Source organism: Rhodopseudomonas julia (genome assembly GCF_030813515.1).
Taxonomy (GTDB): domain Bacteria; phylum Pseudomonadota; class Alphaproteobacteria; order Rhizobiales; family Afifellaceae; genus Afifella; species Afifella julia.
On the sequence record NZ_JAUSUK010000002.1, the window covers coordinates 874,390 to 894,695 of the forward strand.

General features: G+C 63.3%; 15 protein-coding genes. 9 read left to right on the forward strand and 6 right to left on the reverse strand.

Annotated features, from left to right (window positions below):
• Window positions 1-54: 54 nt before the first annotated feature.
• Window positions 55-1,389 carry an NAD(P)/FAD-dependent oxidoreductase gene (locus tag J2R99_RS13320; protein ID WP_307154930.1) on the forward strand — a complete coding sequence of 445 codons (1,335 nt, stop codon included), beginning with the start codon at window positions 55-57 and terminating at the stop codon, window positions 1,387-1,389.
• A gap of 5 nt (window positions 1,390-1,394) precedes the next feature.
• Here the strand turns inward: J2R99_RS13320 and J2R99_RS13325 are convergent, their stop codons facing one another.
• Window positions 1,395-1,748, reverse strand: coding sequence for a hypothetical protein (locus J2R99_RS13325; RefSeq protein WP_307154931.1), 354 nt, complete (start codon window positions 1,746-1,748; stop codon window positions 1,395-1,397).
• Between the two features lie 213 nt (window positions 1,749-1,961).
• Here J2R99_RS13325 and dksA point away from each other — a divergent pair, with 213 nt between their 5' ends.
• Window positions 1,962-2,378: an RNA polymerase-binding protein DksA gene (gene dksA / locus J2R99_RS13330; RefSeq protein ID WP_092811269.1), complete on the forward strand. Its 417-nt coding sequence runs from the start codon at window positions 1,962-1,964 to the stop codon at window positions 2,376-2,378.
• A 117-nt stretch (window positions 2,379-2,495) separates the two neighbouring features.
• On the opposite strand, the gene J2R99_RS13335 is transcribed toward dksA, so the two are convergent.
• Complete coding sequence (locus tag J2R99_RS13335) at window positions 2,496-4,412, reverse strand: flagellar biosynthetic protein FliO (RefSeq protein ID WP_307154932.1); 1,917 nt, start codon at window positions 4,410-4,412, stop codon at window positions 2,496-2,498.
• Between the two features lie 201 nt (window positions 4,413-4,613).
• On the opposite strand from J2R99_RS13335, the gene cckA reads away from it, so the two are divergent.
• From cckA to alaS, 4 genes are all read left to right on the forward strand, one after another.
• On the forward strand, window positions 4,614-7,115 hold the full coding sequence (cckA, locus tag J2R99_RS13340; RefSeq protein WP_307154933.1) for a cell cycle histidine kinase CckA: 2,502 nt from the start codon (window positions 4,614-4,616) through the stop codon (window positions 7,113-7,115).
• A 119-nt stretch (window positions 7,116-7,234) separates the two neighbouring features.
• The gene (locus tag J2R99_RS13345; RefSeq protein ID WP_307154934.1) at window positions 7,235-7,888 is read left to right on the forward strand and encodes a carbonic anhydrase; all 654 of its coding nucleotides are present in this window, start codon (window positions 7,235-7,237) and stop codon (window positions 7,886-7,888) included.
• Between the two features lie 126 nt (window positions 7,889-8,014).
• Window positions 8,015-9,103: a recombinase RecA gene (recA, locus tag J2R99_RS13350; RefSeq protein WP_307154935.1), complete on the forward strand. Its 1,089-nt coding sequence runs from the start codon at window positions 8,015-8,017 to the stop codon at window positions 9,101-9,103.
• Between the two features lie 588 nt (window positions 9,104-9,691).
• A complete protein-coding gene (gene alaS / locus J2R99_RS13355) occupies window positions 9,692-12,361 on the forward strand; it encodes an alanine--tRNA ligase (protein ID WP_307155712.1) in 2,670 nt (889 codons plus the stop codon).
• An 85-nt stretch (window positions 12,362-12,446) separates the two neighbouring features.
• Here alaS and J2R99_RS13360 read toward each other — a convergent pair whose 3' ends face one another.
• The 3 genes from J2R99_RS13360 to J2R99_RS13370 all read right to left on the reverse strand — a co-directional run bounded on the left by J2R99_RS13360 (window position 12,447) and on the right by J2R99_RS13370 (window position 15,505).
• Window positions 12,447-13,148, reverse strand: a complete 702-nt coding sequence (locus tag J2R99_RS13360) for a Crp/Fnr family transcriptional regulator (protein ID WP_307154936.1) — start codon at window positions 13,146-13,148, stop codon at window positions 12,447-12,449.
• A 148-nt stretch (window positions 13,149-13,296) separates the two neighbouring features.
• Window positions 13,297-14,607 (reverse strand): NnrS family protein, encoded by a 1,311-nt coding sequence (locus J2R99_RS13365; protein WP_307154937.1) that lies wholly within the window; start codon window positions 14,605-14,607, stop codon window positions 13,297-13,299.
• Between the two features lie 100 nt (window positions 14,608-14,707).
• Window positions 14,708-15,505, reverse strand: coding sequence for an AraC family transcriptional regulator (locus tag J2R99_RS13370; protein ID WP_307154938.1), 798 nt, complete (start codon window positions 15,503-15,505; stop codon window positions 14,708-14,710).
• A 125-nt stretch (window positions 15,506-15,630) separates the two neighbouring features.
• Here J2R99_RS13370 and J2R99_RS13375 point away from each other — a divergent pair, with 125 nt between their 5' ends.
• Complete coding sequence (locus tag J2R99_RS13375; RefSeq protein ID WP_307154939.1) at window positions 15,631-16,875, forward strand: MFS transporter; 1,245 nt, start codon at window positions 15,631-15,633, stop codon at window positions 16,873-16,875.
• Between the two features lie 63 nt (window positions 16,876-16,938).
• Here the strand turns inward: J2R99_RS13375 and J2R99_RS13380 are convergent, their stop codons facing one another.
• The gene (locus J2R99_RS13380) at window positions 16,939-18,153 is read right to left on the reverse strand and encodes an NADP-dependent isocitrate dehydrogenase (protein WP_307154940.1); all 1,215 of its coding nucleotides are present in this window, start codon (window positions 18,151-18,153) and stop codon (window positions 16,939-16,941) included.
• Window positions 18,154-18,629: 476 nt separating this feature from the next.
• On the opposite strand from J2R99_RS13380, the gene J2R99_RS13385 reads away from it, so the two are divergent.
• Window positions 18,630-19,439, forward strand: a complete 810-nt coding sequence (locus J2R99_RS13385; RefSeq protein WP_307154941.1) for an RNA methyltransferase — start codon at window positions 18,630-18,632, stop codon at window positions 19,437-19,439.
• Between the two features lie 5 nt (window positions 19,440-19,444).
• The gene (gene murI / locus J2R99_RS13390; protein ID WP_307155713.1) at window positions 19,445-20,227 is read left to right on the forward strand and encodes a glutamate racemase; all 783 of its coding nucleotides are present in this window, start codon (window positions 19,445-19,447) and stop codon (window positions 20,225-20,227) included.
• Window positions 20,228-20,306 lie beyond the last annotated feature (79 nt).

Genomic DNA, 20,306 nt, shown 5'->3' on the forward strand with positions numbered 1-20,306 from the left:
CAAATGAGGCAAAGAGGGCCGATCGCGCGGCAGTGTCGGCGATGAGGTGAGACGATGTCGATGGGTGCTGAAGCGCATGCGGAGAGCTGGTACGCCAGCCGCGAGGAGGGGCCGGTTTTTCCGGTTCTGAACGGCGAGGAAGAGGTGGAGACGGCCGTCGTCGGCGGCGGTCTTGCTGGCATCACCACGGCGTTCTGCCTTGCACGTATGGGAAAGAGCGTCGCCCTTCTGGAGGCGAACCGTGTCGGATGGGGCGCTTCGGGGCGCAATGGCGGTTTCGTCTCACCGGGCTACGCGCAGTCGATCTTTGCTGTCGAAGCACAGCTTGGTCTTCCCAAGGCCAGGACCCTGTTCAACATGGGCCGCGCGGGGACGCAGTTCGTTGCGGAACGGCTTGACGAATTCGGTTTGCAGCATCTCGTCGGCGGACGCGGCTGGCTCAAATGCGTGCGCTATCCGGCTGAGGACGCGCTGAAAGAGCGCGCAGAACGGATGGCGCGGGATTACGGCGTTCATTACCAGGTTTGGCCCCGCGAAGCGGTGCGCGAGACGCTCAAGACCGACCGTTATTTCGGGGCGCTTCACGATCCGGAACCGTTTCATCTCGATCCACTCGCTTATAGCCGCGCCCTGTCTGTCGCTGCGGCCGACAGCGGCGCCAGAATCTACGAGGCGAGCCCGGCAACCGGCTTGTCACGAGAGAGCGGCGGCTGGCGGGTCGCCACGCCGAAAGGGGCGCTTCGGGCGCGCCACGTCGTGCTTGCCGGCAATGCGACACAGGTCGGCCTCTACCCGCCGCTCGAACATGCCGTCCTGCCGGTTTCGACCTATGTGGTCACCAGCGAGCCGCTCGGCGACCGCCTCGACAAGGCGATCCATTTCTCAGGCTGCATCGGCGATACGCGGCGGGCGAGCGACTATTACCGCATTGTCGGCTCAGGCGATGATCGCCGCCTCCTCTGGGGCGGACGCATCACCACGGCGCGCAGCGAGCCAAAGGAGCTCGCTCGGATGCTGACGCGGGACATTTTGTCGATCTATCCCCAGCTTGGTGCGTTCCGCATCGAATATGCCTGGGGCGGGCTCATGGGTTACCAGCGCAACAAGATGCCGATCATCGGGCTCCTGGCAGGCGCACGTGACGCCGGGCTGTGGGGTGTGACGGCATTCGGCGGCCATGGCATGGGGGCGACCGCCACGGGCGGCAATCTCATTGCCGCAGCGATCGCGGCGGGTGACGAGAGCTGGCGGGCGTTCGAGCCGTTCCTGCCGGCCTGGATCGATCGTCTCGTCGGTGGCCGCAACATCTTCGGGCAGGCCGCGACGCAATTGGTCTATTGGCAGCTGCGCCTCATGGACCGCTGGCAGGAATCGCGGGGCAAGTTGTGAGAATGTCAGGCGGCGCGAGCGTGCTGACCGGTGCTCTGGGGTGTATGGGCGAGCGTCGATCTCTCGGAGGGGGCCGAGACGGGTCTCTGGTTCTGAGTCGTGAACACAAGCCCTGCCTCGGAACTCAGACGCGCCGTGGCGAGCGCCGCGAGCTCGACGCGCAGAAGATTCGCAAAAGCCCGGCGCTGTGCTTCGAGGCGTTCGACTTCAGCTTCGCTCGTCACCATGCGCCGCACGGCTCGGAGCGTGTCGATATAGGTACGCGCCGCCTCATTGAGAGCCGTGCCGTAGGCCTTGGCCGCGAGCTTTCTGCCGGCCCGCAAGGCCGCGCGCTGCTGCGCGATCGAATCCGTGACCATAGCTTCGGCTACAGCCATGGCGTGCAAATGAGCCGCAGAAGAGTTCGCCTGATTGTCCATAAAGGGAGAATGCCGATGACACGGTTAACGTGAGGTTAGCCAACCGCTTTGACGCTACGTCATATCAAAGGTTCATATTCGAACGCTTGCGCGGCAGTGGTCTTGACCGTATAGGGCACGCCAAGGGCAGACGCGGCACTGCGGGGAAGACCGATGGTGTTGGAGGCAGAGAAAATCTATTCGCCAAGCGAAGATGAGCCGTTCATGAACGAGCGCCAGCGCGAATATTTCCGTAAGAAGCTGCAGGCTTGGAAAGAGGAGATTCTGGCCGAAAGCCGGGAGACTCTGCAGGCTTTGCAGCAGGAAAACCAGAATCATCCCGATCTCGCGGATCGGGCGTCGTCGGAAACGGACCGCTCGATCGAGCTCCGTGCCCGAGATCGGCAACGCAAGTTGATCGCCAAGATCGACGCTGCGCTGCGGCGGATCGAGGATGGGAGCTATGGGTTCTGTGAAGAAACCGGCGAGCCGATCAGTTTGAAGCGGCTCGACGCCAGGCCGATTGCGACTTTGTCGGTCGAAGCGCAGGAACGCCACGAGCGTCGGGAGAGGGTCTACCGCGACGATTGAGGTTTGCGCGGAGATGTTTTTCCGAGGCGTGAGAATCAAACACCCGGCTGAGCGATCAGCCGGGTGTTTACGTTTTGGATTGCGCAATGGCGCGTGCGTCGTTGAGGGCGCCAGAACCTAACGGTTCTTCAGATCGCCTGTCAGCTCGCCCAGAAGGCGCGCCATTTCGTCTTCGAGCTGCTCCTGCTCGGAAGCCCATTTGCGCTTGGGCTCGAAGGCAACGACGCTTGCCGATTCGTCGCTCTCAAGGTTTGCCGTCGAGCGCCGCTCGCGCTGTGCCTCGTCGCTTACGATATCGTCGCCATCCCGCATTTCTGAAGGGGCGGTGAGAGGTGTCGATGCGATCGCAGGCGCATCCGGCTCCAGCCTTTCGTTAGCGCCATGCGCATCTTCGGGGTGGATTTCCGGAGCCCGTGCCGTCGCGGCGATTTCGTCGCCGTGGCTCTCGGCCTTCGAAACCGTCTCAGGCTTTGCAGGTGAAACGTCGGGGCCTTCCGGTTGCGCGCCGCCCGTCCCCCGGTCTCTCGCGGGATGGCGCTCCGTCAGGCGCTCGGACAGCGCGCTTTCCAGCTGGCTTGCGATCTCCGCAATCGTCGTTGGCTGCGGACGTTCATCTCTCTCGATCTGGACATCGGAAACCCCGACAGGAGCGTCCGCGTGCTTTTCCCTGGCAATCGAGACTGTCGGCCATGTCACATGAGAGGCCGTCGTCCGTGCTTCTCCCTTATCCTCGTTGAGGGCCGGGGGAACGCTGAGAGCGGAGCGGTCCGCTCCTCCCCGCCTTGCATCTGCTGCCTCGCCGCGCTGGGCTGCGAGCTCTCCGAAAGCCTCGCCGATCTCTTCCTCAAGAGAGCGGGTATCGGGCTGGGAAGACGGCGCTTTGGGCGGGGCAATCTCCTCGGTGTTTTCCTTCGAAACCCGGCGGATGTTCTGGAAGAAGCTGACGGTCGCCTTTTCGATCGCAGCACTCTCCGGGCGCGTGGGCACCGCCTCCGGTTCCGGGACCGCATGTGACCCATCGGCTGTGTCCTTGTCTTGCTGCGGGACCAGCCGCTTTGCGAAAGGAAGGGTGTTGGAGGGTGCCTGAACATCCGGCGTCTCCTCCGGTACCGGCTGCCCTGGCTTCGGGGCGGGACTGAAGAGACCTGAGAGCATCCGTGCTCTCAGAGCGGGCGGCATATCGCCGAAGGGCGTCTCTTGCGTTGCCTTGGTTTGCTCCTTCGAGGCGTTTGCCGCCGGATCTTGCGCCGGCGCGTTCCTTATTTCGCGGTCTCTCGCGTCCGACGCTTCATGAAGCGGTTCTCGCTTTTCGTCAGGAACCGTTTTTGAAGTCTCTGCCGGGGAAGAAGCCGGAACATCGTCTTCGTCCATTCCGAAGCGATAGGCCTCAGGCACTGCGCGTTTTGCGCGAGGGGGCTCCTTGTCGGCCTCTGCGGCCTCGGGGCGTGAGGCGGAGGGCGGCGGAGCGAGCGGTCCTGTGTACCCGACACCATGTGCGGGGCCATCTCCGGTGGCACGCCCGATCGCGGGCGAGGGCGCATGCTGTTCGGCCGGAGGACGAATATTCTGTGCCACCGGCTGCCCTGTGGGCTGCCCCGCCAGCTGCCCCATCGGCTGCGAGGAGCTCGTGCTCTGAGGGTATTCGCCACCCGCTGGCTCGGGCGGGCGATGCGTCGTTGGGAAGCCTGGCATTTGTGGGGTGGCTGGCGGATTGGCCGGCCGCCGCGGTGCCGGCTGAGCTGTCGGCCGGCCGCGCACGATCTGCGATTCGACGACGATATCGGCCGGGCCGCCGATCATGACCAGATGTTCGACCTGATCGCGCCGGATCAACAGCAAGCGGCGCTTCTGGTCGATGGCGTGCGTTTCCATGACTTGCAGCCGCGAAACCCGCTGCGCCGCCGCGCCCCGTCCCGGAACGATGCCGCGCCGGGTGATCCAGACGACAAGGCCCAGAATGACGAGAAGGACGGCGATGGCGAGGAGAATGGGGCCGGCAAATGCCCCTGTTGAAAGATCGGTTAAACCGCGCATGGACGCCTCCTTGACTTACGCTACACTCAACCCACGCGGTCGATATGGCACGATAGCCCGGAAATTAAGGCTTTTCAAACGAAGCTGTGCCTTGCGAGTCAGTTGCGAGCTCTCGTCAAGGCTGTCACAAGTCACGCAAAGGCCTGCGGCGTGCTTCGCCGAATCGGCTAATCTCACTCAATGGCCGTAACCAGCGATCCCATGGCAGGCAGGCAGAGCACCGAGGCTGCAGAAGCCGGAGAGCGGCGCGACAGCATGATGCGCATTTTCCTCTTGTCGCTCGGACTTCTCGTCGTGGCGGGGTCCTATCTCTTCATCCCGCCGCAATGGACCGATACCGTGGTGCTCGTGTGCCTGGGTATCCTTTCAACCGTCGGCGTCATGTGCCTGTTCATGGCGGCCGGGGGCCTCATCCGTTTCGTGCGCTCCCGGGTTATCGAAACACGGGTGCCGGGCCTCCCCGAACAGCTCTTCGAGGCGATCGGAGAGGGGGCGTTGATCGCCGACAGCGCTGCGGGCGCCATCAAGGCCAACCGCGCCTATTATCGCCTTTACGGCGACGAGAATGGCGATTTGCGCTCCATCGAACGTCTTTTCGCAGAAAGCCCCGACGCTTCGGAGGCGATCTATCGCCTGTCCGGGGCCGCCGAAAAAGGCCGTCGGGCGATGGAAGAGATTCGCATGCCGGGCGGTATCGGCGGGCTGTCGGGCTCCGCGCGCTGGTACCGCGTAAAGGTGAACCCGATTGCGGGTCGCCCCGAACTCGCCTTGTGGCTCATCTCCGACATCACGCGCGAGCGGGAACACCAAGAGAACATCTTCCAGGAGCTGCAGAACGCGATCGATTATCTCGATCACGCTCCTGCCGGTTTCTTTTCCATGCAGCCGGACGGCCGCATCCGATATGTCAACGCCACATTGGCGGAGTGGCTCGGCATCGATCTCGCCGATTTCGAGCCGGGTGCCGCAGAGATCGGTGATTTCGTCACGGCTGAGAGCCTGTCTGTTCTGGAAGCTTCGGGCCAGCGCGGGGAGACGGCCACGGAGCGCCTCGAGATCGACCTCGTGCGGGCGAACGGGACGCGCAAACCAGTTCGTTTGCTGCACCGCGTGCCGGTCTCGGCCGACGGCACGGTCGGCGCCTCCCGCACGCTCGTGCTTGAAGTTGGGCTTGCCGACGGCGATGCAGGGCTTGCGGCAGAACGACGGTTCACGCGCTTCTTCAACAACACGCCGATGGCGATCGCCTCCGTCGACCGGAGCGGAGCGATCAACCTTTCGAATGCGCGTTTCCTGAAGCTTTTCCGCAAGAGCGGGCCCGCCCGTATCGAGCTCACAAGCGTGGTGAAGGCCACCGACCGGCCCGCGCTCAAGGCCGCTCTCAATGCGGCGATCAACGGTCAAAGCGATATTTCCCCGGTCGACGCGCAGTTCGAGAGCGACGAGGAACGAAGCGCCCGCTTCTTTGTCAGCCCGATCGTCGAAGGCGAGCCCGGCGAGGACGCGGCGATCGTCTATGCGCTTGAGACGACCGAGCAGAGAGCGCTCGAGGCTCAGTTCGCGCAGAGCCAGAAGATGCAGGCGGTCGGGCAGCTCGCCGGTGGTATCGCGCATGATTTCAACAATGTGCTGACCGCCATCATCGGCTTTTCCGACCTGCTTTTGTCGAACCACCGGCCATCCGATCCGGCGTTCGAAGACATCATGAACATCAAGCAGAACGCCAATCGTGCCGCGGGGCTGGTGCGGCAGCTTTTGGCGTTCTCCCGCCGGCAGACGCTGCAGCCGCGCGTCATTCGCCTCGACGAGGTGTTATCGGATCTCACCGTGCTGCTGGACCGCCTCCTTGGCGAGACGGTCGAGCTCAAGACGGATCACAAGAGCGGGCTCTGGCCCGTCAAGGCTGACCTCAACCAGCTGGAACAGGTGGTGGTGAATCTCGCCGTCAATGCGCGTGATGCTATGCCGAACGGCGGAACGCTTACGATCCGGGCCAGCAATTTGGCCGAAGCCGAGAGCCATCGCTTCCGCCAGGACGGCTTCCGACCCGCCGATTACGTCCTGATCGAGATCACCGACACCGGCACCGGCATGACGCCGGAGGTGATAGAAAAAATCTTCGAACCTTTCTTTTCGACGAAGGAGATCGGCAAGGGAACCGGCCTCGGACTTTCCACGGTCTACGGCATCATCAAGCAGACGGACGGCTTCATCTTCGTCGACAGCGAGCTTGGCAAAGGTACGACCTTCTCGCTGCTTCTCCCACGCTATGTGGCGGAGCGCGAAGCGGAGGAGGAGGTCACCTCGGCAAAGGCCGAGCCGACCGATCTCACCGGCAGCGCCACCATCCTTCTTGTCGAAGACGAAGAGGCCGTGCGCGCCTTCGCCTCGCGCGCGCTCGCTGCGCGCGGCTATGAGGTGCACGAAGCTGCCTCCGGTCCGGAGGCGCTTCGCATCATGAAGGATATGGACGGTGCTATCGATCTCGTCGTGTCCGACGTCGTCATGCCGGAGATGGATGGGCCGACGCTCCTGAAAGAGCTGCGCAAGACCAATCCCGCCTTGAAGATCATCTTCGTCTCCGGATATGCGGAGGACGCCTTTGCACGGCATCTGCCCGAGAACGAGGATTTCCACTTTCTGCCGAAGCCGTTCTCGCTCAAGGATCTGGCTGTCACGGTGAAGCGTGTCTTGCAGCCTTAGCGGGCGGGGGCATGACCGAGCGGTCGATGGCCCGGGGGAGACGGAGTGGGGATGAGCTGCCGTTCTCACTTGCCTGTTCATGTGTTTTCGGCGAAGTCGCCGGCCTAGAGGTGTGTCACATGCGTTTTCCCGAGCGTCTCCTTCAGGGCTATCAATCTTTCCGCGATGGTCGACTGCCGATCGAGCAGCATCAATATGCAGAGCTTGCAGAGGTTGGGCAGAGTCCCGAGATCATGGTCATCGGCTGCTGCGATTCGCGGGTTTCGCCGGAAGTGATCTTCGATGCGCGGCCCGGCGAACTCTTCGTGGTGCGCAATGTGGCCAATCTCGTGCCGCCCTATTCGCCGTCGGCTTCGCAGCACGGTGTTTCCTCGGCGATCGAATTCGCCGTCGAGGCCTTGAAGGTGAAGCATATCGTCGTTCTCGGACATGCCAGATGCGGCGGCATCCGCGCGTTTGCCGATGATGAGGTCGGACCGCTGTCACCCGGTGATTTCATCGGCAAGTGGATGTCTTTGATCGCGCCTGCTGCCGAAGAGCTTGGCCCGCGTGGTCCAGAGCCTCTCGAGGAGTATCTGCAGCGTTTGGAGCAGGTATCGGCGGTGAAGACGCTCGATAATCTGATGACGTTCCCGTTCGTGCAGCGGCGCGTGGAAGAGGGCTCGCTCGCACTCCATGCGGCCTATTTCGCGGTGGCGACGGGGCTTCTGATGGTGCGGCGCCCAGACAGCGATGTCTTCGAGCCGATCAGCACGGCGAAGCCCTCAAACTGAGCTGTCGGGCACACTTCTTTCGGCCCGCCGAGACGGGATCCCTCGGTGTTGACGGTATAGAACAAATAGAGTACGAAATTCTCTGAGGAGCGGGTAGTCATCCGCTGAACTTTAGAGGATAGTCCGATGGCGAATCCGTTGCGCGTACTCGAAGGAGGCAAAGAATCTATGGATCGAACCAAGGCTCTGGATGCTGCTCTCAGCCAGATCGAGCGCTCCTTCGGCAAGGGGTCGATCATGCGGCTCGGCAAGGAAGGGCAGGTCGTCGAAGTTGCCACGATCCCGACCGGCTCACTCGGACTTGATATTGCGCTTGGCATTGGCGGTCTGCCGCGCGGGCGCGTGGTCGAAATCTATGGGCCGGAATCCTCGGGTAAGACGACGCTCGCTCTGCACACGGTGGCACAGGCACAGAAGAAGGGTGGCATTTGCGGCTTTATCGATGCCGAGCATGCGCTCGATCCGATTTATGCGCGCAAGCTCGGCGTCAAGCTCGACGACCTCTTGATTTCGCAGCCGGATGCGGGCGAGCAGGCGCTCGAAATTGCCGACACGCTGGTGCGGTCGGGAGCCATCGATGTGCTTGTCGTAGATTCGGTCGCCGCTCTCACACCGCGCGCCGAGCTCGAAGGCGAGATGGGCGATTCGTTGCCCGGCATGCAGGCGCGGCTGATGAGCCAGGCGCTCAGGAAGCTCACGGCCTCGATCTCGCGCTCGCATACGATGGTCATCTTCATCAATCAGATCCGCATGAAGATCGGCGTCATGTTCGGCAGCCCGGAAACGACGACGGGCGGCAATGCCTTGAAGTTCTATTCCTCCGTGCGCCTCGATATTCGTCGGATCGGTGCCATCAAGGATCGCGACGAAGTCGTGGGCAACCAGACCCGGGTCAAGGTGGTGAAGAACAAGCTCGCACCGCCGTTCCGCGAGGTGGAATTCGACATCATGTATGGGGAAGGCATTTCCCATACGGGTGAGCTTCTCGATCTCGGCGTGAAGGCCGGTATCGTCGAAAAATCCGGTTCCTGGTTCTCCTACGACAGCCAGCGTCTCGGTCAGGGCCGGGAGAATGCGAAGAACTTCCTGCGCGAAAACGAGGATGTCGCCAACGCCATCGAAAAGGCGATCCGCGAGAATGCCGGTCTCATTGCGGATGAGCTTCTGGACGGTCCGCGCCAGGAGGACGAGGGCGGCAAGGCGGCGAAGGCCTGAGGCAGGCTCGTCGTTTTATCCTCATCGCTTCGCCGAGATGGGCGAGCGGGCACGGGATGAGTGAGCAATATTTGTGTTTCTGGAGAGCCCGCTTCTGGCGGGCTTTCTGGTTTTCGTTCTTAGCCCAGTGTGATTGTTCGCGACGCCTGTGACGGCATTTCGGACCGAGATTCTCAGGCAGCCGGTCCGTGCGTCGGTGAGGCTGCCTTGCCCGCGAGGCCTTTTCTGGTCCGGGGCCGGTTTCTTCGACGTCGCCAATTCCGGCCAGTCGCACACGGGATGAGAGGTCGGTTGCGGCGGATGGACGCCGATGATTGGGAGTGGACCGTTTCTCGCCGGACGGCGACGCACATTTTCGGTGTCGCGCGTGACTGACAGGATAGTTGCGCGCCTTCGGGCTTCCGGTGTTGTTTGGCGTAGGGTTCAGCCATGTGGACAGTTCTCCGGCCCGTCGCTAAAACCACCGCCTGCGGGCTTTCGGTGATCCGATGACGGCGGTGATCCGACGACAGCCCGGAAATCCCATTACTTCGGTGCCGGCCGTAGATGTTCGGTGGCCATGAGGTCCAACCACAGGTGTTTCGCCAGATGATCGGCGTCAACGAGATCCGCTCTGCGTTCCTCGACTATTTTTCCAAGCACGACCACGAGATCGTCGCTTCCGGCCCGCTCGTGCCCCGCAACGACCCGACCTTGATGTTCACCAATGCGGGCATGGTCCCGTTCAAGGACTTCTTCACGGGGCGGGCGAAGGCTCCTTATCCGCGCGCAGTCACCTCGCAGAAATGCGTGCGGGCGGGCGGCAAGCATAACGATCTCGACAATGTCGGTTACACGGCGCGTCACCACACCTTTTTCGAGATGCTCGGGAATTTTTCCTTCGGGGATTATTTCAAGGAGCGCGCGATCGAGCTTGCCTGGAACCTCGTCACCAAGGAATTCGAGCTCGACCCGAAGCGGCTTCTCGTCACCGTCTATGCCGACGACGAAGAAGCGTTTTCGCTGTGGCGCAAGATTGCCGGCCTGCCGGAAGAGAAGGTCATCCGCATCGCGACCTCGGATAATTTCTGGCAGATGGGCGAGACTGGACCCTGCGGTCCATGTTCGGAGATTTTCTACGATCACGGTGCGGAGATCCCCGGAGGGCCTCCGGGCTCGCCCGACGAGGACGGCGACCGTTTCATCGAGATCTGGAACCTCGTCTTCATGCAGTTCGAGCAGGTGGCAGGCGGCGAGCGCCACAACCTGCCGCGGCCTTCGATCGATACGGGCATGGGGCTTGAGCGGATCGCGGCTGTCCTGCAGGGCGTGCACGACAATTACGACATCGACCTCTTCCGGCATCTGATCGAGGCCGTGGAAGGGGCGACGCGCGCCAAGGCGACCGAGGCGAACCGTGCGAGCCATCGCGTGATTGCCGATCATCTGCGCGCGACGAGCTTTCTGATTGCAGACGGCGTGCTGCCGTCGAACGACGGGCGGGGCTACGTGCTGCGTCGCATCATGCGGCGGGCAATGCGTCATGCGCATCTCCTCGGCGCCGAGGAGCCGGTGATTTATTCGCTGGTCCCGACCCTCATGCGCGAGATGGGCGGCGCTTATCCCGAGCTCATGCGCGCTGAGGCTCTCATCACCGAGACGATCCGTCTGGAGGAGAGCCGTTTTCAGCGCACGCTGTCGCGCGGGCTGAGCCTTCTCGACGAGGCGGCGGGTTCGCTTCACAAAGGCGACATGCTCGATGGCGAGACCGCCTTCAAGCTCTATGACACCTATGGGTTTCCGCTCGATCTGACGCAGGACGCGCTCAAGAACCGCGGCATCAGCGTCGATCTCGCCGGCTTCACCGATGCGATGGAGCGTCAGCGGGCGGAGGCTCGCGCAAGCTGGGCGGGCTCCGGCGAGGCGGCGACGGAAGAAGTCTGGATGGCGCTCAAGGAGGAGCATGGCGCCACGGAATTCCTCGGCTACGGCACGGAAACGGCCGAGGCCGTCACGCTTGGTTTCGTCAAGGATGGCGAGCGCGCGTCGGAACTGAATGCCGGCGATGCGGGCGCGGTCGTTGTCAACCAGACGCCCTTTTATGGCGAATCGGGTGGTCAGGTCGGCGACACCGGCGTCATTCGCAGCGAGGCGGGCGGCGTCTTCCGCGTGGAGGATACGCAGAAGAAGGCGGACGGGCTTTTCGTCCATTTCGGGCGGATGGAGGAGGGCAAGCTCTCCCTCGGCGACAATGTCCGTATGATCATCGAAGGCAAGCGCCGCACGACGATCCGGGCCAACCACTCGGCGACGCATCTTCTGCACAAGGCGTTGCGCGACACGCTTGGTCCGCATGTCGCCCAGAAGGGGTCGCTCGTGGCGCCCGACCGGCTGCGGTTCGATTTTTCCCATCCGAAGCCAATGAGCGAGGAAGAGCTTCGGCTCGTCGAGGACCGCGCCAACGCCGTTATCTTGCAGGATGCGCCGGTGACGACACGGCTGATGGATCGCGAGGCGGCAATTTCCGCCGGGGCTATGGCGCTCTTCGGCGAGAAATACGGCGATGAAGTGCGGGTTGTCTCCATGGGCACGGAGGTCGGTGGAGATGCCGGCGAGACGAAACCCTATTCGGTGGAGCTTTGCGGCGGCACTCATGTCGGCGCGACGGGCGAAATCGGCCTGGTGAAGGTTTTGAGTGAGGGTGCGGTTGCCGCGGGCGTACGTCGCGTGGAGGCCCTGACGGGCGAGGCGGCACGCCGCTATCTCGCCGAGCAGGACAGGCGCGTGAAGGATCTCGCTGGTCGTCTCAAGGTGCGTCCGGAAGAGCTTGTCGAGCGCGTCGACGGTCTCATGGAAGAGCGCAGACGGCTTGAGCGCGAGCTCGCGGAAGCCAAGAAGCAGCTGGCCATGGGCGGTGGCAAAGCGGGCGCCGAGCCTGTCAGAGAAATCGGCTCAATCAAGCTGATGGCACGCCTCGTGGAAGGCGTCGCGCTCAAGGATCTGCGCGGAATCGTCGATGAGGGCAAACAGGCGGTCGGCTCGGGCGTCGTCGCCATCGTCGGCGTCAACGACGGCAAAGCAGGGCTCGCTGTCGGCGTTACGAGCGATCTGACGGACAAGTTCAACGCCATCGACCTGGTGCGGCTCGGATCTGAGGCCTTGGGTGGCAAAGGTGGCGGCGGGCGGCCGGATATGGCGCAGGCGGGCGGTCCGGATGCCGGCCAGGCGGAAGCCGCGCTCGCGGCGATCACCGCGCGGGTCGAAGAACTCGCGGCATAGGTCTGTTTGCCAACAATGCGGGCGCGGCGTCCTCGAAGAACGCCGGCCCCTTTTGGGCCTGTTGCTGACGGCCTGTTTGGGCGGCCTATTTCTGGTGCCGGTTTTCGGCGATCTTCCGTAGACCTTCCTGATCGACGATCGTCACCTTCTGACGGCCGCTCTTGACGAAACCTGCCTCTTCCCAAGAACTGAGGAGCCGGCTGACCGTGTGAAGCGTGGTCCCGGTCATCTCCGCAATGTCCTGGCGGGTGATCGGGAAATCGATTTCCACCCCATCTTCGGTCGGGCGTCCGGCCTGTTCGGTGAGGCGCAGAAGCGCCTGCGCCACGCGCTGCTCGACCTGCTGGGTGGCCATCTCCACGACGCGGGCCTGCGTTTCCTGCAGGCGGGCGCCGACCGTGCGCGAGGCGTTGTCGGCAAAGGCTGGAAAACGCGCCGCAAAATCGGCCCAGAGATGGGTCGGCCAGGTCAGCACCACGCAATCGACGGCGGCCACGGCGCTCGCGGGATAGGATTTGCGGCCGATCGCCGGTGCGATCCCGAAAAGCTCACCATCGTTGATGTACCGAGTGATCACCTGATCGCCGCCGGGCGTGGTGCGGACCACGCGCACATGTCCGTTCAGGAGGAGGTGGAAGGAATGCGCATCCGCCTCCTGCTCGAAGATCGTCGCCTCGCGGGGATAGCGGGCCGAGCGTGCCGCCTTGAGAATGACGTCGAGATCATCCGGCTGCAGTCCCGTAAAGAGCGGCAGACCCTGGATGAGCGATCGATCGAGAGCGGGCAAACAGATCTCCGTCGCAAACCGCGGAAGGCGGTGTCGACCTCCGTTCTAAACGGCGTTGCCGGCTGAGGAAAAGCGGTTGGCGAAGAAGTTCTGTCACCGGGAGAGGTGAGGCCTGTGGGGAGGGGGGAACGCCGCGCGTTTGACGGCCTCATTGTGTCGCGTGGCGGCGTCGTCCCCACAGGATCGGCGCGTAGCGGAGTGCGAAGGCGAGGAAGGCGAGGCTCCAGATGACGCCGCCGAGCGTGACGAGCACCGCATAGAGGCCGATCGCGAAGGTCGCGGCGATTCGGAGGACGGCGCCTAGGCTGACGGCTCCATAGAGCGCGCGCGTCCAGCGGTCCGCGTGGATCGCGCGACCCGTATGGCCGAGGCTTGCGCGCGTCATGATGGCGAGCGTCATGGTGCCGATCGCGCCCGCCGTCAGAGCATGAATGGCCGCACTCGGCGTGATGAGCGCTGGCGCAAGAATGGAGGCGCCGATGAGGGCAAGCGAAATTGCGAGCCAGAGATAACCGAGATGCAGAACGAGGACGATCGGCTCGCCGAAGGTGGCGCTTCCCCGCCAGCGTGACAGGCGCAGACCGAGAAGGAGGCCTGCAACGAGCCAGAGGATGCCGGTCGCGGGCGCGTAGGGGAACACGACCCAGGCGGGGATGGCGGCGAGTGTTGCGACAAGTGCGACCTTATCGATCCGGCCGAAAGGCGCGGGGAGGTCTTTGTCGCCATTCTTCACGAGCCAGTTGCGTGTGAAGCTCGGGGTCACGCGGCCGCCGATGAGGGCGATGAGAAGCGCGATGACGCCGAGCGCCAGACGTACGGCGTAGCCGGAGGGGAGAAGCCCTGCGGCCTCTGCATGGAAAAGTGCGTTGGCAAGAGCGAAGACGGAGAGAATGAACGCGACAGGCATGTTCTTCCAGTTCTTGCCGGCAATGACTTCGCGAATGATGGCGAATGCGAGCGAGACCGGAAAGGCGAGATCGAGCACAAACGCAAGCGCGGGCGCTGCCACGAAGGCTGAAGCAATGCGCCCGACGAGCCAAAGTGCGACGAGGCCGAGCAACGGTTTCCCGCTCAAGGGGAGGCGGCCCGTCCAGTTGGGCACGGCCGTCAGAATGAAGCCGGCGATGATGGCTCCGACATAGCCGAAGATCATCTCGTGTTCGTGCCAGGCGAGCGCATCAAAGGGGCCGGCAGGGCTGCCACCGGCAAAATACATCCACAGCCAGAAAGGGATGGCGAGACCGGCGAAAAGGGTCCCGGCGAAAAAGAAGGGGCGGAATCCGTAAGACAGGATCGGGGCGACGTCGAGGCTGCGGCCGCGCGTGTCTTTGTTGCTGACGCCCTCCGCCCGCTCGCGTCGCGGGACGGAACGGTCGATGAGGGCGGCATTAATCCTGTCGGTGATCGGGCACATGATCGTCTCTCGCTTGCTTGCGGCGACCATAGCGGGATCAGCCACGGCGTCTTTGCGCTCCGGCAAACTGACGGAAGGGTGTGCTTCGCTCAAAACACGCCGGGCACTGAGCCGGTGTCTGGCCGCCATGATCGACAGGGATGGCCTATGTTTCGGCCCTGGTTGCGTGGCGCTCCAGATAAGTGCGCGGTGGCGTGCCGAGGACGCGCTTGAACATCGTCGTGAAGGCCGCCGGATTGTCGTAGCCGAGATCGATCGCGACCGCCGTCACGGCCTCGCCGGCGGCCAGCCGCGGCAGGGCCGCCATCAGACATGCCTGCTGGCGCCAGGCCACGAAACTCAAGCCGGTCTCGCGGCGAAAGAGGCGTGTGAAGCTTCGCCGCGACAGGCTCAAGGCGTCGCTCCATTCATCGATCGTGCTGTGTGGTGTCGGGCGAAGCAGGAAACCACGGCAGAGCCGCAGCAACGGGTCGGTCCTGGGCAGGGGGAGCGAGAGCGGCAAGGCCGGCAGACGGTGCATCTCGTGTTCGACGAGCCGCATGAGTGCTGCGTCTCGCTCGTTGAGCTCGCCATCTCGCGGCAGTGCCACCGCTTCGGTGAGGAGATTGCGCATCAAGGGCGAGATGCCGACGACCTGACATCGGGCCGGCATCGCTTCGGCGGCCTCGGGGAGGAGATAGAGGCTTTGGATCTTCACTCGGCCCAACATGTGGACCTCATGGACCACTTGAGGCGGGATCCACATGCCGCGTTCGGGCGGCATCACCCAGGCTCCGTCGCGGGTGACCATCATCACGACGCCGGTCGAACCGTAGAGGAGCTGGCCTCTGCGATGATTGTGCGGCGCGATGATCTGGCCGTCCGGATATTCGGTGCCGAGAGCGATCACGCGGCGCGGAATGTCATCCGCGAAAGGGAGAAGAGGAGGCTTTTTAAGGATCATGGCCCAGTCTCGTAGGATAATGACCCTAATGCGGTGGCGGGCCGCAGTCGATCCGGTTTGCTAGACGGTCTCCCCAAAAGCCGGCAGCTCGCCGGCTGATCCTCACAGGCTCGAAAGGCCCCCGAATGACCTCCGTCACTGTCTCCCGTTCCGGTTCCGGCGGCACTGCCTTTGCGGTGCTGGGCGCGGCGAGCTTCTGCCATCTCCTCAACGATATGATGCAGTCGCTGGTGATTGCGGCCTATCCGATCTTCAAGTCGGAGTTTGATTTGAGCTTTGCACAGCTCGGGCTTCTTACGCTCACCTATCAGGCGACCGCTTCTATGCTGCAGCCGCTCGTCGGTCTCTACACCGATCGCCGGCCGCAGCCTTATTCGCTGCCTGTCGGCATGAGCTCCACATTGTGCGGGCTTCTCGCGCTCGCCTTTGCTTCCAGCTATGCGGGCCTTCTCGTCGGCAGCGCGCTTCTCGGCATCGGCTCGTCGATCTTTCATCCGGAATCGTCGCGTCTGGCGCGTCTTGCCTCCGGAGGTGCGCACGGCCTGGCGCAGTCGATCTTCCAGGTCGGCGGCAATGCCGGAGCCTCGCTCGGCCCGATCGTCGTCGCGTTCTTCGTTCTGCCGCGTGGCCAGGAGAGCATCGCCTGGTTCGCTCTGGTGGCGCTGTGTGGGATCATCGTGCTGACGCGGCTCGGCGGCTGGTACAAGCGCCACGCCGAGCGTCGACCCGTGGCGCGGCGGGGCAGCGGTGAAGAAAGCGGGCTCAGCCGCCGCGAGATCGGACGGGCGCTCTCGCTTCTTTTCGGCCTGATCCTGTCGAAATACTTCTATCTCGCGAGCTTCACGAGCTATTACGTCTTCTACCTGATGCACCGCTTCGGGTTGCCGCAGGGCGAGGCGCAGCTCTACCTGTTCGTGTTTCTCGCGGCCGTGGCGGCGGGCACGCTGATCGGCGGGCCGGTGGGCGACCGCATCGGGCGCAAGGCGGTGATCTGGACATCGATTGCCGGCGTTCTGCCCTTCACGCTCGTGCTGCCCTATGTCGGGCTTCCGGCGACCGCCGTCCTCAGCGTTCTCATCGGTCTCATTCTCTCCTCGGCCTTCTCCGCAATCGTCGTCTATGCGCAGGAATTGATGCCCGGCCGTGTCGGCATGGTGTCCGGCCTCTTCTTCGGCCTCGCCTTCGGTATGGGCGGTATCGGTGCGGCGCTGGTGGGCGTTCTCGCCGATTGGACGAGCATCGAGTTCGTCTACAAGATCTGCGCCTTCCTGCCCGCGATGGGCTTTCTCGCAGCCTTCCTGCCGGATGCGGAGGGGCGCCGGAGGGCGCGCCTGGAAGCCCGCCTGTCGCCCGACGCGTCGGAGCGCTGACGAGCCTCCAAAGAAAAAGGGCGGCTTGCCGCCGCCCTTCGACCTGTCAGAAAGACTGGGCCGTCAGCCCATGGCCTTCTGCAAATTCGTGTCGATCTTGTCGAGGAAGCCGGTCGTCGACAGCCATGGCTGGTCGGGACCGACGAGCAGGGCAAGGTCCTTCGTCATGGCGCCCGATTCGATGGTGTTGACCACCGTACGCTCCAGCGTGTCGGCGAAGTGCTTCAGCTCCTTGTTGTCGTCGAGTTTGGCGCGATGTGCGAGCCCGCGGCTCCAGGCGAAGATCGAGGCCGTCGAATTGGTCGATGTCTCGCGGCCCTGCTGATGCAGACGGAAATGCCGCGTGACGGTGCCGTGTGCGGCCTCCGCTTCGACCGTGTTGCCGTCCGGCGTCATCAACACGGACGTCATTAGGCCGAGGGAGCCGAAGCCTTGCGCGACGGTGTCGGACTGCACGTCGCCGTCGTAGTTCTTCGCCGCCCAGACGAAACCGCCCGACCATTTCAGCGCCGCCGCGACCATGTCGTCGATCAGCCGGTGCTCATAGGTGATCTGGCGTGCCTCGTATTTTTCCTTGAACTCCGCCTCGTAGATCTCCTGGAAGAGGTCCTTGAAGCGACCGTCATAGGCTTTGAGGATCGTGTTCTTGGTCGACAGATACACCGAGTAGCCGCGCATCAGACCGTAATTGAGCGAGGCGCGGGCGAAATCGCGGATCGATTCGTCGAGGTTGTACATGCCCATGGCAACGCCGCCGGCCGGGAAATCGAACACCTCGTATTCCTGCGAATCGGACCCGTCCTTGGCTTCCCAGCGCATTGTGAGCTTGCCGGCGCCAGGGACGACGAAATCCGTCGCCTTGTACTGGTCGCCGAAAGCGTGGCGGCCAATGACGATCGGCTTCGTCCAACCCGGGACCAGACGCGGCACGTTCGAGCAGATGATCGGCTCGCGGAAGACGACGCCGCCCAGAATGTTGCGAATCGTGCCGTTCGGGGAACGCCACATCTTCTTGAGGCCGAATTCCTCCACGCGCGCTTCGTCCGGCGTAATGGTGGCGCATTTCACGCCAACTCCGACCTTCTTGATCGCCTCGGCCGCATCCACCGTCACCTGATCCTCGGTGGCATCGCGGTTCTCGATACCGAGATCGTAGTATTGCAGATCGAGGTCGAGATAGGGGTGGATGAGCTTTTCCTTGATGTAGTGCCAGATGATGCGCGTCATCTCGTCGCCGTCGAGTTCGACGACGGGGTTCTCCACCTTAATCTTCGCCATGGATTTTCCTGTCTGCTTTGCTCGGTGCTATGCGGGTCCGGAGCGGCTTTTCCGCACATTCAGATCAACGGGCCGTATAGCAAACGCCCTTCGCCGCGCAAACACGGCGAAGGGCGAGAAATCGATTCTCTCATCCGGCTCGTCGAGAGCCCGGCCCGTTTACGTCATACGAGGCCGGCGAGAGACAGGATGATAATGACGATCGCGATCAGTCCAACAAGATAGACGATATTGCGCATGGCGGGTGGCTCCCTGTCTGTTGAGGCTTATAAGCGCTGTTGCGTCGAAGATGTCGCTCAGGCGAGGCCGAGAAGCGACAGAACCGCCACGACGACCACGATCAGACCAACGATATAGATAATGCTTCGCATCATGCCCTCTTTCAGTGTGCGTTCAATTCAGCTTTGCGGTGACAATCCCCGCTTTGCGACATGGTTCCGCGGATTTCTTGGCCCGCTCGGTCAAAGGAGGGGCTCGTGAACGGCGAGGGCGGGACAGATTCCCGCCAAGTCACTGGGCCTGCAATCATCCTCGTGGAGCCGCAGCTCGGGGAGAATATCGGCATGGTCGCCCGGGCCATGGCGAATTTTGGTCTGTCCGATCTGCGCCTCGTTGCGCCACGCGATGGCTGGCCGAACGAAAAGGCGCGCGCTGCGGCAAGCCGAGCCGATCATGTGATCGATGCTGTCAGGGTTTATGAGAATGTCGCCGAAGCCGTCGCAGAGCTTCGCTTCGTGCTCGCGACGACGGCCCGCACGCGCGAGATTCCGAAAGAGGTTCTGGGTCCGCGCGAGGCCGCGGCCGCCTTGCGTGAGAAAGAAAGCCTCGGTCAGGAGACGGGCCTCCTTTTCGGTCGCGAGCGCTGGGGACTCGTCAACGAAGAGATCGCCTATGCCGACAAGATCGTGACGTTTCCGGTCAATCCGAGTTTCGCTTCCCTCAATCTGGCGCAATCTGTGCTTTTGATGAGCTACGAATGGCTGCAATCCGGCCTGGGCGAGGGCGAGCTTCCGACGCGTGCAAGGCTCCCCGAGCTCGATGCGATGCCGGCGCCGAAATCGGAGCTCGTCGGTTTGATGGAGCATTTGGAGAGTGCACTCGAGCCGACCGGCTATTATCGCACGGAAGAAAAGCGCCCGGTGATGGTCCGCAATCTGCGAGCGATGCTGCAAAGGCCGGGTTTCACGACCACGGAGATCCGTGCGTTGCGCGGCATCGTGGCCGCGCTCGAAGGGCGCAAAACCAAGCGCGATGTGGCGAAAGCGTCCGGCGAAGAGGATGAGTGACGAGAATGCATGACGCCGGCCCGGTGCTGGTGTTCGATTCCGGGCTCGGCGGGCTCTCCGTCGTTCGGGCGATCAGCCAACAAATACCTCGCATCCGCCTGGTCTACGTGGCCGACGATGCAGCCTTTCCCTACGGGGATTGGGAAGACGACCAGCTGCGCACGCATATCGTCGAGCTGATGGGGCGCCTCATCGCCCAGTATCGCCCGACGGCGGTCGTGATTGCCTGCAACACGGCCTCGACCCTCGTTCTGCCGGCGCTGCGGGCGCGCTACGAGATTCCCTTCGTCGGCACGGTCCCCGCGATCAAGCCGGCCGCTGAACAGACCAAGACCGGGATCATCGCGGTGCTTGCAACGCCGGGTACGATGCGGCGCGATTATACGCGCGACCTCATTCGAAAGTTCGCCTCGCTCGTTCATGTGCGGCTCGTCGGCGCGCCGTTGTTGGCGGCTTTCGCCGAAGCGCGGATGCGGGGCGAAGGGATCGACGAGCGGGCGCTCGCAGAGCAGATCGAACCGTGCTTCGTGGAGGTCGAGGGGCGACGCACCGATATGGTGGTGCTCGCCTGCACGCATTATCCGTTCCTGGCCGATCTTTTCGATCGGCATGCGCCATGGCCGGTGTGTTTCATCGATCCTGCGCCTGCCATTGCGCGGAGGCTGGCAAGCGTTCTCGATGGCCGCCGGGGGGATGAAGGGTCGGGGACTGCCGCATTTACGAGCGGTCGACCGGTGCCGGCGCCGGTCTTGCAGATCCTGCAGCAGTATCGATTGGCTGGAGGTTAAATCCGGGCCGGAATGTTTCGCCGGCACGCCCGCAGGGAGACGGACGCGCCGGCGATGCCGATCGCTCGGCTTTAACGGG

Excerpts from the sequence above, each read along its gene's own strand:
- J2R99_RS13320 (WP_307154930.1), top strand. The coding sequence starts at position 55 with ATGTCGATGGGTGCTGAAGCGCATGCGGAGAGCTGGTACGCCAGCCGC.
- J2R99_RS13325 (WP_307154931.1), bottom strand. The coding sequence starts at position 1,748 with ATGGTCACGGATTCGATCGCGCAGCAGCGCGCGGCCTTGCGGGCCGGC.
- dksA (WP_092811269.1), top strand. The coding sequence starts at position 1,962 with ATGGTGTTGGAGGCAGAGAAAATCTATTCGCCAAGCGAAGATGAGCCG.
- J2R99_RS13335 (WP_307154932.1), bottom strand. The coding sequence starts at position 4,412 with ATGCGCGGTTTAACCGATCTTTCAACAGGGGCATTTGCCGGCCCCATT.
- cckA (WP_307154933.1), top strand. The coding sequence starts at position 4,614 with ATGGCAGGCAGGCAGAGCACCGAGGCTGCAGAAGCCGGAGAGCGGCGC.
- J2R99_RS13345 (WP_307154934.1), top strand. The coding sequence starts at position 7,235 with ATGCGTTTTCCCGAGCGTCTCCTTCAGGGCTATCAATCTTTCCGCGAT.
- recA (WP_307154935.1), top strand. The coding sequence starts at position 8,015 with ATGGCGAATCCGTTGCGCGTACTCGAAGGAGGCAAAGAATCTATGGAT.
- alaS (WP_307155712.1), top strand. The coding sequence starts at position 9,692 with ATGATCGGCGTCAACGAGATCCGCTCTGCGTTCCTCGACTATTTTTCC.
- J2R99_RS13370 (WP_307154938.1), bottom strand. The coding sequence starts at position 15,505 with ATGATCCTTAAAAAGCCTCCTCTTCTCCCTTTCGCGGATGACATTCCG.
- J2R99_RS13375 (WP_307154939.1), top strand. The coding sequence starts at position 15,631 with ATGACCTCCGTCACTGTCTCCCGTTCCGGTTCCGGCGGCACTGCCTTT.
- J2R99_RS13380 (WP_307154940.1), bottom strand. The coding sequence starts at position 18,153 with ATGGCGAAGATTAAGGTGGAGAACCCCGTCGTCGAACTCGACGGCGAC.
- murI (WP_307155713.1), top strand. The coding sequence starts at position 19,445 with ATGCATGACGCCGGCCCGGTGCTGGTGTTCGATTCCGGGCTCGGCGGG.